The following is an 11,858-nucleotide window of genomic DNA, read 5'->3' as shown; positions in this document are numbered from 1 at the left end:
CCACTTCTTGCATTCTCTCGATGTTCGGCCGTCGAGCACGGTTGCAGTGGTCCGTACCTCGACGGGCGGTTCCGACGACGGGGGAGTTCTTGAGCTTCTTGTTCTCGGTGACAGTGTCGTTGTCCTCGGGTTCGACGACGGCCAACAGCGGCTGTACACCGACGACCGGCTTTCCGATCTCCGCTTGCCGGGCGCCGATGCCTACCGAGACCGGATGAGGCAGGGCTATGGATTCGACCGGACGCACCGCAAGATCCTCGCCGATCTCCAACGGGATGAACGCGAGCACCGAAATGTGCCCGGCGGGTACTGGATAGCGTCCGAGGACCCAGCCGCCGCAGATGAGGCGGTTGTGGTAGCGGAGGATCTGGCTCGGGTCCGGTGGGTCGTATTGGCGACGGATGGTGTGTCGGACGTTTTGGATGCTGCGAACGAATCCTGGGAATCCTTCGCTGCTCTCGACGCATGTCGTCTGGAGGCCGCCCTTGCGCGGCTCCATCGGTGGGAATCGGAATCGGACCCGACCGGCGTGGTGCTGCCCCGCTCGAAACAGCACGACGACAAGACGGTTGCTGTCCTCCGGTTCAAGTAGCTGCTCTGTCGCGAACCGGGCGTGCTATTCGCAGTCTCAAGAGCTCAGTCCGGCCTTCGATGTGTGTAAATGTCGCAGGAAGTCGCCCGGCGTGCCCGAACAGTGCCCGAACAAGGTTGCTCCGTTTTTGGTCCCGCTCAAAACCATCTCTGATCTGCGCCTTCGGCGCAGGACTCACCCCCGCCCCGTTCCCGATTCTCTGTGGCTTCGCTGTTCACAGAGAATCGGGAACGGGGCGGGGGTGAGTCAGATAACGGTGTGGTTGGGTTTCGGAAAGATAGCTACCTGGAGGAGTGAGGCCCCAGGGGGCGGGTTGGGAGAGCAATCACCTGTGTTGGCGCGCTCGGGTGACTGTGCGTGGGAGGGACGGTGGCGGTACGACGCGCTGTGAGGCGGTCCGCGGAGTAGCGCGGCTCAGTCAGGTTGCCGCATGAGCGCGGAAGACCACAACGAAAGGGCGCAAGCACGGGAGTATGGGCCGACACCCGATACCTCTGCTGGCGATATGCCCGACGCGGACGAGATGGAGAGCGCAGGCGTAGGCGCAATTGAGGCTGCACTCGGTATGGAAGCCAGGTTGTCTTCACGGCCGGGTCGATTCTGTGATCTCATTGCTGCATGGAAACCGAGGGGCAGGATTTCGAACCGCCATATCTTGCAGGATTCTTTATACTACTTCCCGATGCGATACCAATTCCCGATGGAAGCACTGTAACGTTCACCACAGATGAGCCTGAGCCGCTACTGAATGAAACTGCGATGCAGATTAGGCGGGGCGTGCCGCCGCTGCCCGAAGGTTTCCAAGGATCTAATTTTGTCTCAATGCGGTTTCTGCAAATGGCAGACAATAAGGCTAATCCCATAGAATCCGACAAGCAGATTCTAGAGGATGCGGTTGCGCGCATTTGTCCTCTGCAAGGTGAGCCATTCGTTCTACCTCCGCATTTGAGGGATTCTCGAATTCGCACCGTAGTGGAGATGGTTACGTTTGTTGCGCGACCAGAGGACCGTATCGCTACAGCGGACAAGCCGGATCCTCTTACCCGCTGTCTTGAGAAACTATTCGAATTCCACCGCGCGTACCGGGCTCTGGAAAAGATGCCGTGTGAAGAACTGACGTACAAGCGGCTGTTTCCGACGGTGATCAAGACGCGCCGACTTCACGGCGATGAAGCGCCGACGCTGGACGGAGTGATGCTTCTGGACATCCGGCCGAACCGGATGGGAACCCTTGCTGAAGCGATTGATGATGCCGACTTCGGGCCAGTCATGAGCGCGTTATCGCGGCTTTCTGTGGGTGACCCCGCGATGTCGTACTTAGAACGTATTGCGGACGCGAGGTATGCGTTCGATGAGCTGGGAAAGAATGCCGAAGCGGCGGTTAGTCTGGCAATCGCATGCGAAGTGATATTTGACGGCTTGTTAGGAATGATTCTATGGGAGCTGCAGACGCCCGAGGCGGAGGCTGCGGAAATATTCTCGCGTGATATTGTTCCTCGAATAAAGAACGAGTATGCCTCCAGATTGGGAGGCAATTGGTCGCTCAGTGGTGGGCCCGTGGGTGCCTGGTATGAGAGCGTAGCAGGGCTCAGAAACCGTGTGGTGCATAGCGGGTATCAGCCCGCGAGGGGAGAGGTGCGACACTGTTTCGACGTAGTCAGCGGGCTCGCCTCCTTCATCCTCGATCGGTTGTATGAGAAGTCTTTTAAATATCCTGTGACTGCGTGGAACTTTCTTGGTGAAGATGGTTTTGCGGCGCGCGGCGGCGCATCGCGCCGAACCCGTGAGTGGCTTGACGATCAAACTGAGACACCAGGTGCGGTCGTCCGGAGATACGTGGCGTGGCGGACTGGGGTGGATAGCCTCATCCAGCGTCGACGCAAGGCCACCACCTAGGTGCCGGGGGACGCACCTCCGCGTAGTACGCAGAGAGTACGCAGCAGCGCAGCAGGTGACTAGCGCCGACCAACAGCACCAACTGCTAAACCGCAGGTAGGTGAAGTGAGCCAACGTCGGCGCGACCAGCAAACGCCACGAAAGCAGTTCATCATCAACATCGTGATCTCGGGTCTGCACTCGTACGCCGGGCTGAACTGACAGGGCGTGACCAGCGCATGGGCGTTCACGAGCTCGGCCAACGTGGCGGCCTGCTGTGGGGCCTGTCGGAACTACACTGATCACTATGCGCGCCACTCATGAGGAACTCGTCCGGCTGGCCGAAGCCGTGCCCGATGATCAGGTGCAGGCCGCGACGGCGTTCCTTCGTCAGCTCGTGCGGCCGACGACTCGTCGTCAGTTCAGTTGCACAGGAACGCTCAGCGGAGAGCCTGACCTGGCGGAACGGGCGAAAGAGATCGTTCGGGAAGAACTCGACCGGGGCACGGCTGAGTGATCGTTGTCGACACGGGGCCGATCGTGGCCCTGATGAACAGCCGTGACAATCTGCATGTGGTTTGCCGGGATCTGCTCGAGAACGCTCCCGGCCCGCTGCTCGTGCCCGCACCCGTGTTCACCGAGGTGTGCATCCTGTTGGAGAGCCGTCGCGGCACCGCGACCGAGCTGAAGTTCGTTCGGGATGTGGCCAACGGGCTGTTCACGGTCGTTGAGATGACGTCCGCGGACCTCGAGCGGATTTGTGAACTCCTGGGCAAGTACGCCGATCTGCCACTCGGCACGGTGGACGCCTCCGTTGTGGCTGTGGCCGAACGATTCCCGGTCACCGCCGTCGCCACGCTGGACCGCAAGCACTTCTCCATCGTCCAGTCGAAGGCCGGTCAGCTGCTGCTCGTGCCGTGACTTCGCGGCACGTAGGTCATTCATCCGCCGGCCTGAACTGACCGGCGTCGCATAGCGCCTTCCAGAAGATGGGCGCTATCGCCATGCTCTCGGACCGATCGAAATGCTGGAATCGGCGTGATCTCGGTGGTGGTGAGTCCGGTTCGTCCGGGCTTGCTGGACGGCGTCGAGATGTGTGGGTGGCGGCGAACGCAGGGGGCGTTCGTGGCCTGCTCGTCCGTTGGGTAATCCTCCTGGACCAGGGGAAATTCAGGGCCCCGCGGCGGTCTTCGCATTTCGCGGCAGCGGCAGTGACGGAATGTGCTAGGAAATTGCCGGGCAACGACGTCGAATCCCAAAAACCTTGTCTCCCAATCGGTTCCCGATTGTTCACTATCTCACAAGAGTTGCTTTGCCGATCTTGCAGCGGCTACCAATAGGGCGTTCACATCGCACGACACGACGTTCGATTCGTCCACGTGGGGGGTGGTCGGGGGTCGGGAGGGAGAAATGATTTCAATGTTGCATCGCGCTGCAATGCGGGTCGGTCGGAAGGCGCTCATCGGGGCGCTGCCGCTGGTCGTTGCGACTACGTTCGCGGGGGCCGGAGCCGCGTCGGCCGATAGCCACGCTGATCAGCAGGCACGGTTGGCCTCGGCGATCTCGACGTCGGAGTCGGCCGGTGAGCTCGGGTTCCGCACCACGGTCGCGCCGGACCTGAGCACCGTCTCGGCGACGCTGGACGCCGGAACGTTCCAGCTGGGGGAGACCTCGATCAAGGTCGTGGACAAGGCGGGCGCGGCGGTTTCCGAGCTGCCGCTCGAGCTGGCCATGCCGTCCGGCGCCAAGATCGCCTTGGACGCCGAGGTGTCCGACGGCGGTCGCGCACTGTCGGTGAAGACTCCCGAAGTCTCGGCCGCGACGGGCGTCGAGCTGAAGGACATCGCGACCAACCCGCACGCGCAGTACCCGGATCCGGTCATGAACGGTGCGGCCGCGGGCGCGGGCGCCGGTGCTGTCCTCGCCCTGATCACCTGCATCCCGACCGTGGCGGCCTTCGTTGTCGGTTACATCGCGTGTGCCGCGGTCTGGGGGGTGTCCACCGCCGTCATTGGCGCCATCATCGGCGCCCTCGTCGGCACGGCCATGCCCGATGTCATCCCGCAGGTCCTGCCCTGACACCCAGCGGCTGACCGAAATACAAGAAAGGCCCTGCGGCGGACACGATCCGCCGCAGGGCCCTTCTTCTTGTGTCCGGTCAGGGAGTCGGTGCTTGGTAGCGGGGCCGGCAACTGCCGTGTGCGAGACTGCCGATATGTCGAGGCTTCGGGTTGCGGTGTTGGCGTCGGGTAGGGGATCGAATTTGCGTGCGCTGCACAAGGCTTCGCTGGAGGGGGAGGCGCGGTTCGGGGTGAGTCTGGTGATCGGGAACAACAGTGGCGCGGGGGCAATGGAGTACGCGCGGGAGGTGGGGATTCCCGCGGTGCACCTGTCCGGGCGGACGCATCCGGATCCCGACGAGCTGGACGAGGCGATGCGGGCGGCGCTCGTCGCGCACGGTACGGGTCTGGTCGTGACGGCCGGATACATGAAGAAGCTCGGGCCGCGAACGCGCCGGGAGTTCGACTCGCGCATCATCAACGTCCACCCGGCGCTGCTGCCGCGACACGGCGGGAAAGGCATGTACGGCAACGCTGTTCACGAGGCGGTGCTCGCCGCGGGCGATCAGGTGTCCGGCGCGACGGTGCACTTCGTGACCGAGGAATACGACGCGGGCGCGATCATCGCGCAGAGCGAGGTGCCGGTACTGGCCGACGACACCCCCGAGTCACTGGCCGAGCGAGTCCTGGCCGCCGAACACCTGCTGCTTCCGACGGTCGTCCAGATCATCGCGACCCGCAACGCCGCACCCGCCGAACTCTGAGAGTCCGGTCGTCGGACATCGACCCCGCCTCCACTGTGGCAGGATCGGCCGGGTGAGTGGGGAGAACGCCTCGGGGGCGGAGCAGTCTTGGCCCGATCGGTGGCGATGGGACGAGAAGCGGGCGCGAGACTACGAACGCCGCGGCTGGGCGGGCGTGCGGGTCGAGGAGACCGAGCACGACGGCCTGCAAGAATCCGGGCTATTTCTGGCGATGAGCAAGCCGCACAAGGTGTTCGGCGTGCTGGCGGCGATTGTCGGCATGGTTCTGCTCGCGGTCGCCGGAGGGAACGCGGTCGCCGCGGTCGTCGAGCGCACCTGGTTCGGCCTGGGGGCTTTGGTGGTCGTCGGCCCGCTCGGCGTGGTGGCGTTGATGTTCGCGTACCTGATTCTGCGCGGACGCCGTGGTGTCGTACCCGGACTTCTCGTCACGCCCACCCGCATTCTCTTCCGCGACAACGCGGGCGAGGTCTTCGCGATCCCGTGGCGGGACGTCTCGGGAATCGAGGCGCGCATCCTGAAACAGGGCGCAGGCAGCTACTTCAACCTCATCGCGATCGAAGCGCACCCGACCGCTGAGGTTTGGGAGTCCGTCAGCCCCACTCTCCGGCGACTGGCGGGCAAGCGCGACGATCGCGCCCTTGTCAAGGTGCAGGACAAGGGCCTGCTGATGAACCCGCTGATCGCGTACCACCTGCTGCGGCACTACTTGGCGAATCCCGAGCAGCGTCGCGATATCTGCCGGGCGGCACCGGTCGATCAGCATTGACACCGCACATCCGGCGAACCCTCGCGCGGTCATCTCGCTGAAGGCCCGCGCATCTACGGATGGTGGCGGGCGGGCGGACGGAGCCGCGAACATGCGCCGAAGCGCGACGGTGGAGTTTGCCTAGCGGGTGAACAGGTCAGCCGGACGCGACGCTACCGCCCCCGTGGCACCGGCCCGTTCAGCGCTCGGTGGTCCCGTCCCCGTCGGGATGCTCCTGCCGCGAGATCCGCCACAGGAACTCGGGGTCGTCGTCGGGTCCGAGAATCCGCTTGCGCTGGGGTGAACGTGGAGTCCATCCACCCTCCCGCACGGGGCCGAACGCCTTCCAGCACAACACCGCGACAGCCACAATGGCGATGAGTGCCAACAGGTACGTCACGTTCGCTCACCTCCTGCTATCGAGGGTAGCCGTGCGCGACGTCGGAGCACACTGCGGAGACGAAATAGCTCGACATGACCGGGCGCGGGCATCGAAGCCCGCGCCCCGGCCGGTCGTTCAGCGGGTGGGGGTTGCTTCCGTGGTCAGCGACTTCAGCAACTGGAGCACCTCGGATTCCCGGAATCGGCGATGCCCGCCCGGCGTGCGCAGCGAGCCGAGGCGCCCGGCGTGGGCCCAACGAGTGACGGTCTTCGGGTCGACGTGGAACAGGGCAGCCACTTGGCCGGGTGTCAGCAGAGTGTCCTGGCCGCCGACGGTGATCGCAGTCATAGCAAACCTCTCCGTTCTCGACAGTTCCCTCATCAGATGAGCGCCATCGTTGCACCCCGACCCCTAGGTACGCGAACCACCTACAGTTGGTAAAGGCGAAGTAATGGACAAAAAGGATCGGCGTCCGACCTCGGGAACGGGAGTGGGCCGAGGGCGAGCAACAGCTTCGCATACCCTGGTTCTCGTGAGCGACTCCACTCGTCCGGACGGTGCATCGTCCCAGCCCACCGCGCGTCCCGGCCGCAGGCTGGCTGTGAACCTGGCGCTGTACACCCTGGCCAGGCTCGCGCTCGTCGCGGCGATCACCGCGCTGATCTGGCTGGCCGCGCGCCTGATCTCGGTGGAGATCCCGATCATCGTTGCCGCGCTGTTCGCGCTGATCATCGCGATGCCGCTGTCGCTGACGCTGTTCAAGAAGCTGCGCGCCAAGGTCAACATGGACATCGCGGTGGTCGACGAGAAGCGCCGCAGGGACAAGGCGCAATTGCGCGCGCGCCTACGGGGTGAGGACGGGCCCGAGGCGGGCAAGTGAAGTACTGCGATCGCAGCGCCCCGCGCGACTGGGTCGACAACGCGGTGCGGCTGATCGACGCCGACGCCCAGCGCTCCGCCGACACGCATCTGCTGCGCTATCCGCTGCCGGTCGAGTGGAACATCCAGCTCTACCTCAAGGACGAGTCCACCCACATCACCGGCAGCCTCAAGCACCGCCTGGCCCGTTCGCTGTTCCTCTACGCGATCTGCAACGGCTGGGTTACCGAGGGCACAACGGTGGTGGAGGCGTCCTCCGGTTCGACCGCGGTGAGCGAGGCCTATTTCGCCAAGCTGCTCGGTCTGGAGTTCGTGGCGGTGATGCCGGCGAGCACGTCGCCGCAGAAGGTCGCGCTGATCGAAGCGCAGGGTGGCCGTTGCCATTTCGTGCAGCGTCCGCCGGACATGTACACCGAGGCGGCGCGCCTGGCCGCCGAATGCGGCGGCCACTACATGGACCAGTTCACCCACGCCGAGCGCGCCACCGACTGGCGCGGCAACAACAACATCGCCGAGTCCATCTTCGAGCAGATGACGCTGGAGACGCACCCCGTGCCGGAGTGGATCGTGGCCGGAGCGGGCACCGGCGGCACCAGCGCCACCATCGGTCGCTACATCCGCTACCGCAGGCACGCGACCAAGCTGGCCGTCGTCGATCCGGAGAACTCCGCTTTCTACGGCGGCTACGAGACCGGCGACGCCGGCTATCGGACGGGCATGCCCTCGCGGATCGAAGGAATCGGCCGCCCTCGGGTGGAGCCCTCGTTCGTCGGGCAGGTGGTGGACCGGATGATCGAGGTCCCCGACGTCGCCTCCATCGCCGCCATGCGGCACGCCAGTCGGCTGCTCGGCCGCCGCGTCGGGGGGTCGACCGGCACCAATCTGTGGGGCGTGTTCCACCTGATCTCGGAAATGCTCGCCGCTGGACGCAGCGGCAGCGTGGTCACCCTGCTCTGCGACGGTGGAGATCGTTACGCGGGAACGTATTTCGATGACGAGTGGGTCGCCGCGCAGGGCATGAGCCTTGCCGAGCCGACGGCCGTCCTCGACGAATTCCACGCCACTGGCATCTGGAACGGTTAGGCAGCCCCCGGTCGTCGCGCATCCCGCCGCGTTCCTCCCATAGCGAAAAGCGGTGCCGCACGTCTGTTGTCGTCAATTTTTGTTGACAAAGGTCCGTCGCGTCAATCAAAATTGACGACATGACTGAGGCAACCACCTTGGCGGCCGCCGCGGGCAGTCCCGACCCCAAGGTCGGGCTGCGCGCCGTGCTCGCACTGCGTCGGCTGCTCGAACGGCTGGAGGCGATTCAGGTGACCAACGCCCGCGCGCAGGGCTGGTCCTGGCAGGCGATCGCCGACGCGCTCGAGGTCAGCAAGCAGGCGGTCCACCAGAAGTACAACCGGAAAGGCAGGGGCTGATGTTCGAACGGTTCAGCAGGGCGGCGCGGACGGCCGTGGTGATCGCGCAGGAAGACGCTCGCGAGCTGCGGTCGCCGACCATCGAGGTCGAGCACGTGCTGCTCGGTCTGCTCGCGCAGGGCGAACCCGAGCTGAAGGCGCTGCTCGCCGATGCCGGTCTCACCCATGAAAGTGCGCGCAGCGCGTTGAGCGCCAAGGGGCGCGGCGAGCCGCTCGGTCCCGAGGACGCGGAGGCGCTGCGCTCCATCGGCATCGACCTGGACGCGGTCCGCGAATCACTGGAGGCGGGCTTCGGCGCGGACGCGCTGGACCGGCCGGTGCCGGAGGAGCGGCGCGGCTTCTTCGGACGTTCCCGGTGGAGCGGCAACCACATCCCGTTCACCAAGGACGCGAAGAAAGTGCTCGAGCTCTCGCTGCGAGAAGCCCTCGCGCGCAAGGACAAGAGCATCGAATCGGGACACGTGCTGCTCGGCATCCTGCGCGCGCCGAACCAGACCACCGTCGGGCTGTTCGGCGGTTCCGGCCCGATCCAGGACCTGCGACCGAAGGTGCACGCGTTGCTCGACCGCGCTGCCTGACGCGTCACGAAAAATGTTTCTCCCCAGCGGCGGCCGGTGCGCGCACTTAGCATGTGCGCATGCAGCTAGTGCTTCGCTTGATCATCAACGCGGTCGCCATCTGGTTGGCCGCCGCCTGGGTGAGTGGTATCGACATCCTCAGCCCAGAGGAGAACGGCACCGCGGGAAAGGTTGTCGTCGCGCTCATCATCGCGGCCATCTTCACCGTGGTCAACGCGCTGGTGAAGCCGCTCGTGAAGCTGCTGTCGCTGCCACTGATCATGCTGACCCTCGGCCTGTTCCTGCTCCTGATCAACGCCCTGATGCTTTGGCTCACCGCGGAGATCACCGAACTCGCCGAAACCACCGACTTCGGCCTGGTGGTGGACGGCTTCTGGGCCGCGGTCCTCGGCGGCATCATCATCTCGCTGGTGAACTGGGTGCTCGGAGTCCTCGTCCCCGACAACGACTGACCCGAGAGCTTCGGCCGCTGGCATCGACCGGCTCGGCCAAATGGCTCGGAACACCAGTGTCATTCCGCCCGCCCGGTGCACATGGGCGTGGAACCGACGGCTGGCCGCCGGGTAAACCGCAGTGCGCGTCCGGGTCCCACAAAAGCATTGCACGCGACACAAAGCCGGTGCCTATGTGAGGCGTATGAAAGCTGTGTGGGCCTGACGCAAGAGGGCGTGCAATCGCGGTGCAAGGGCCGTGCAAGTGGGGGCCGAGAGAGTTCGGGGTATGAATTCTTTCGCACCACATGTGGCGCTCGCCGTCGAGGCGGACGCTCTGGTCAAGGTGTTCGGGGAGCAGCGGGCCGTGGACGGGGTGAGTCTCGCGGTGCCGCAAGGCTCTGTCTACGGGGTGCTCGGGCCGAACGGGGCGGGCAAGACCACCACCATCCGGATGCTCTCGACGCTGCTGCGCCCCGACGGCGGGCGGGCCAGGATCTTCGGCCACGACGTGGTCGCCGAACCGACTGCGGTCCGGTCGCTGCTCGGGCTCACCGGCCAGTACGCCTCGGTCGACGAGGATCTGACCGCCACCGAGAACCTGATCGTCTTCTCCCGCCTGCTCGGCATGAGCAGACCCGAATCCCGGCGTAAGGCAAGCGAACTGCTCGAGGAGTTCGACCTCGTCGAGGCGGCGAACAAGCCGCTGAAGAACTTCTCAGGCGGTATGCGCCGCCGCCTCGACCTCGCGGCCAGCCTGATCGCCACCCCGCCGCTGCTGTTCCTCGACGAACCGACCACCGGTCTCGATCCGCGCACCCGCGCGCAGATGTGGGACACCATCCGCCGTCTGGTCCGCGAGGGCGCGACGGTGCTGCTCACCACCCAGTACCTGGACGAGGCCGATCAGCTGGCCGACCGGATCGCCGTGATCGACCACGGCAAGGTGATCGCCGACGGTACCGCCGACGAACTCAAGGCCTCGGTCGGCGGCTCCTCGCTGCACCTGACCCTGATCGATCGGGACCAGCTCGCCGAAGCCCGCCGCATCGTCGGCGATTTCCTCGGCGTCGACGCCCAGATCACCCCGGAGGCAGGCCGACTCACCGCGCCGCTTCCGGACGCGAGCGTCACCACCGACCTGCTGATCCGGCTGCGCGAATGGGACGTCGCGATCGACGAGATCACGGTGAGCAAGCCGAGCCTGGACGAGGTCTTCCTGACCATCACCGGCCACCCGGCCGACGACGACGAACGGAGCGCGGCATGACGACGCTGACCGCACCATCGACCGGCCGCACCGCGAAGCCGACCCGAATCCCCGAGGCGCACAACCGCATCGGCATCCGCCAGACGGTGTCCACCTCGCTGACCATGGCCTACCGCGGCATCCTCAAGATCAAGCACAAGCCCGAGCAGCTGTTCGACGTGACGATCCAGCCGATCCTGTTCACGGCGCTGTTCACCTACATCTTCGGCGGCGCCATCGCGGGCAATGTGCACGACTACCTGCCCATCCTCATCCCGGGCATCCTGGTGCAGACCGTGGTGCTCACCTCCGTGGTCACCGGCACCCAGCTGCGCGAGGACATGGACAAAGGCGTCTTCGATCGCTTCAAATCCCTTCCGATCGCGCGCATCTCGGCGCTCGCCGGTGCGCTGATCGCCGACATGGTGCGCTACGGCATCGCCACCCTGCTCACCGTGGTCGTCGGTCTGTGCCTCGGCTACCGTCCTGGCGGCGGTGTGCTCGGCGTGCTGGCCGCCGCAGTGGTCATCGTGCTGTGTTCCTTTGCGATCAGCTGGATCTGGGCGCTGGTCGGCGTCACCGGCAAGAGCGCGGCCTCGGTGCAGGGCATCTCGATGATGGTGATGTTCCCGCTGACCTTCATGTCCGGCGCCTTCGCCCCGGTGAGCACGATGCCAGGCTGGATGCAGGCCATCGACCACGCGAACCCGGTGTACTACATGGTCAACACGTGCCGAGAGTTGATGAACGGCAACGTGTACGGCAGCAACCTGGCGTGGTCGCTGCTCGGCTCGGCGGCGGTGATCGCGATCTTCGCGCCGCTGACCGTGGTGGCGTATATGCGCAGGGCCTGATCGAGCGCCGCGGCCGGAACCCGAAGAG

At 65.2% G+C, this 11,858-nt stretch carries 16 protein-coding genes; 14 read left to right on the top strand and 2 right to left on the bottom strand.

Annotation, left to right across the window (positions count from 1 at the left end; translation table 11 throughout):
* The first annotated feature begins 7 nt into the window (after positions 1 to 7).
* The 7 genes from CRP45_RS13010 (at position 8) to CRP45_RS12985 (ending at position 6,057) form a co-directional block, all read left to right on the top strand.
* Complete coding sequence (locus CRP45_RS13010) at positions 8 to 592, top strand: hypothetical protein (RefSeq protein ID WP_143861422.1); 585 nt, start codon at positions 8 to 10, stop codon at positions 590 to 592.
* A gap of 618 nt (positions 593 to 1,210) precedes the next feature.
* Entirely contained in the window at positions 1,211 to 2,488 is a 1,278-nt protein-coding gene (locus CRP45_RS33320; protein ID WP_143861421.1) for a hypothetical protein, read from the top strand.
* A 286-nt stretch (positions 2,489 to 2,774) separates the two neighbouring features.
* Positions 2,775 to 2,984 carry a hypothetical protein gene (locus CRP45_RS13005; RefSeq protein ID WP_067792141.1) on the top strand — a complete coding sequence of 70 codons (210 nt, stop codon included), beginning with the start codon at positions 2,775 to 2,777 and terminating at the stop codon, positions 2,982 to 2,984.
* Complete coding sequence (locus CRP45_RS13000; RefSeq protein WP_067792144.1) at positions 2,981 to 3,388, top strand: type II toxin-antitoxin system VapC family toxin; 408 nt, start codon at positions 2,981 to 2,983, stop codon at positions 3,386 to 3,388. Before CRP45_RS13005 ends, CRP45_RS13000 begins: the two co-directional genes overlap by 4 nt.
* A gap of 516 nt (positions 3,389 to 3,904) precedes the next feature.
* The gene (locus CRP45_RS12995) at positions 3,905 to 4,546 is read left to right on the top strand and encodes a DUF8020 domain-containing protein (RefSeq protein ID WP_097245221.1); all 642 of its coding nucleotides are present in this window, start codon (positions 3,905 to 3,907) and stop codon (positions 4,544 to 4,546) included.
* A complete protein-coding gene (purN, locus tag CRP45_RS12990) occupies positions 4,521 to 5,291 on the top strand; it encodes a phosphoribosylglycinamide formyltransferase (protein WP_342747016.1) in 771 nt (256 codons plus the stop codon). Before CRP45_RS12995 ends, purN begins: the two co-directional genes overlap by 26 nt.
* Positions 5,292 to 5,343: 52 nt before the next feature.
* On the top strand, positions 5,344 to 6,057 hold the full coding sequence (locus CRP45_RS12985; RefSeq protein WP_097245219.1) for a hypothetical protein: 714 nt from the start codon (positions 5,344 to 5,346) through the stop codon (positions 6,055 to 6,057).
* A gap of 178 nt (positions 6,058 to 6,235) precedes the next feature.
* Here CRP45_RS12985 and CRP45_RS12980 read toward each other — a convergent pair whose 3' ends face one another.
* The gene (locus CRP45_RS12980) at positions 6,236 to 6,436 is read right to left on the bottom strand and encodes a hypothetical protein (protein ID WP_067792162.1); all 201 of its coding nucleotides are present in this window, start codon (positions 6,434 to 6,436) and stop codon (positions 6,236 to 6,238) included.
* Positions 6,437 to 6,553: 117 nt separating this feature from the next.
* Positions 6,554 to 6,766, bottom strand: a complete 213-nt coding sequence (locus CRP45_RS12975) for a BldC family transcriptional regulator (RefSeq protein ID WP_067792165.1) — start codon at positions 6,764 to 6,766, stop codon at positions 6,554 to 6,556.
* 184 nt (positions 6,767 to 6,950) lie between these two features.
* Between CRP45_RS12975 and CRP45_RS12970 the strand changes: the two genes are divergently transcribed.
* The 7 genes from CRP45_RS12970 to CRP45_RS12940 all read left to right on the top strand — a co-directional run bounded on the left by CRP45_RS12970 (position 6,951) and on the right by CRP45_RS12940 (position 11,830).
* The gene (locus CRP45_RS12970; protein ID WP_245910091.1) at positions 6,951 to 7,298 is read left to right on the top strand and encodes a DUF4229 domain-containing protein; all 348 of its coding nucleotides are present in this window, start codon (positions 6,951 to 6,953) and stop codon (positions 7,296 to 7,298) included.
* Positions 7,295 to 8,380, top strand: coding sequence for an L-cysteine desulfhydrase Cds1 (gene cds1, locus CRP45_RS12965; protein ID WP_097245217.1), 1,086 nt, complete (start codon positions 7,295 to 7,297; stop codon positions 8,378 to 8,380). Before CRP45_RS12970 ends, cds1 begins: the two co-directional genes overlap by 4 nt.
* Positions 8,381 to 8,499: 119 nt before the next feature.
* Positions 8,500 to 8,718 carry a hypothetical protein gene (locus CRP45_RS12960; RefSeq protein WP_067792172.1) on the top strand — a complete coding sequence of 73 codons (219 nt, stop codon included), beginning with the start codon at positions 8,500 to 8,502 and terminating at the stop codon, positions 8,716 to 8,718.
* Positions 8,718 to 9,296, top strand: coding sequence for a Clp protease N-terminal domain-containing protein (locus CRP45_RS12955; RefSeq protein WP_097245216.1), 579 nt, complete (start codon positions 8,718 to 8,720; stop codon positions 9,294 to 9,296). The genes CRP45_RS12960 and CRP45_RS12955 overlap by 1 nt, the downstream gene beginning before the upstream one ends.
* 59 nt (positions 9,297 to 9,355) lie before the next feature.
* Positions 9,356 to 9,748: a phage holin family protein gene (locus CRP45_RS12950; protein WP_067792177.1), complete on the top strand. Its 393-nt coding sequence runs from the start codon at positions 9,356 to 9,358 to the stop codon at positions 9,746 to 9,748.
* Between the two features lie 268 nt (positions 9,749 to 10,016).
* Complete coding sequence (locus CRP45_RS12945; protein ID WP_097245215.1) at positions 10,017 to 10,997, top strand: ATP-binding cassette domain-containing protein; 981 nt, start codon at positions 10,017 to 10,019, stop codon at positions 10,995 to 10,997.
* Positions 10,994 to 11,830, top strand: coding sequence for an ABC transporter permease (locus tag CRP45_RS12940; RefSeq protein ID WP_097245214.1), 837 nt, complete (start codon positions 10,994 to 10,996; stop codon positions 11,828 to 11,830). The genes CRP45_RS12945 and CRP45_RS12940 overlap by 4 nt, the downstream gene beginning before the upstream one ends.
* The last annotated feature ends 28 nt before the right edge of the window (positions 11,831 to 11,858 follow it).

The organism is Nocardia amikacinitolerans, from assembly GCF_900215415.1.
In the GTDB taxonomy this organism is placed as follows: domain Bacteria; phylum Actinomycetota; class Actinomycetes; order Mycobacteriales; family Mycobacteriaceae; genus Nocardia; species Nocardia amikacinitolerans.
This window is presented reverse-complemented; position numbering and strand designations above follow the sequence as displayed.

Excerpts from the sequence above, each read along its gene's own strand:
- CRP45_RS12945 (WP_097245215.1), top strand. The coding sequence starts at position 10,017 with ATGAATTCTTTCGCACCACATGTGGCGCTCGCCGTCGAGGCGGACGCT.
- CRP45_RS33320 (WP_143861421.1), top strand. The coding sequence starts at position 1,211 with ATGGAAACCGAGGGGCAGGATTTCGAACCGCCATATCTTGCAGGATTC.
- CRP45_RS12975 (WP_067792165.1), bottom strand. The coding sequence starts at position 6,766 with ATGACTGCGATCACCGTCGGCGGCCAGGACACTCTGCTGACACCCGGC.
- CRP45_RS12950 (WP_067792177.1), top strand. The coding sequence starts at position 9,356 with ATGCAGCTAGTGCTTCGCTTGATCATCAACGCGGTCGCCATCTGGTTG.
- CRP45_RS12955 (WP_097245216.1), top strand. The coding sequence starts at position 8,718 with ATGTTCGAACGGTTCAGCAGGGCGGCGCGGACGGCCGTGGTGATCGCG.
- purN (WP_342747016.1), top strand. The coding sequence starts at position 4,521 with ATGTCATCCCGCAGGTCCTGCCCTGACACCCAGCGGCTGACCGAAATA.
- CRP45_RS12960 (WP_067792172.1), top strand. The coding sequence starts at position 8,500 with ATGACTGAGGCAACCACCTTGGCGGCCGCCGCGGGCAGTCCCGACCCC.
- CRP45_RS13005 (WP_067792141.1), top strand. The coding sequence starts at position 2,775 with ATGCGCGCCACTCATGAGGAACTCGTCCGGCTGGCCGAAGCCGTGCCC.
- CRP45_RS12995 (WP_097245221.1), top strand. The coding sequence starts at position 3,905 with ATGCGGGTCGGTCGGAAGGCGCTCATCGGGGCGCTGCCGCTGGTCGTT.
- CRP45_RS12940 (WP_097245214.1), top strand. The coding sequence starts at position 10,994 with ATGACGACGCTGACCGCACCATCGACCGGCCGCACCGCGAAGCCGACC.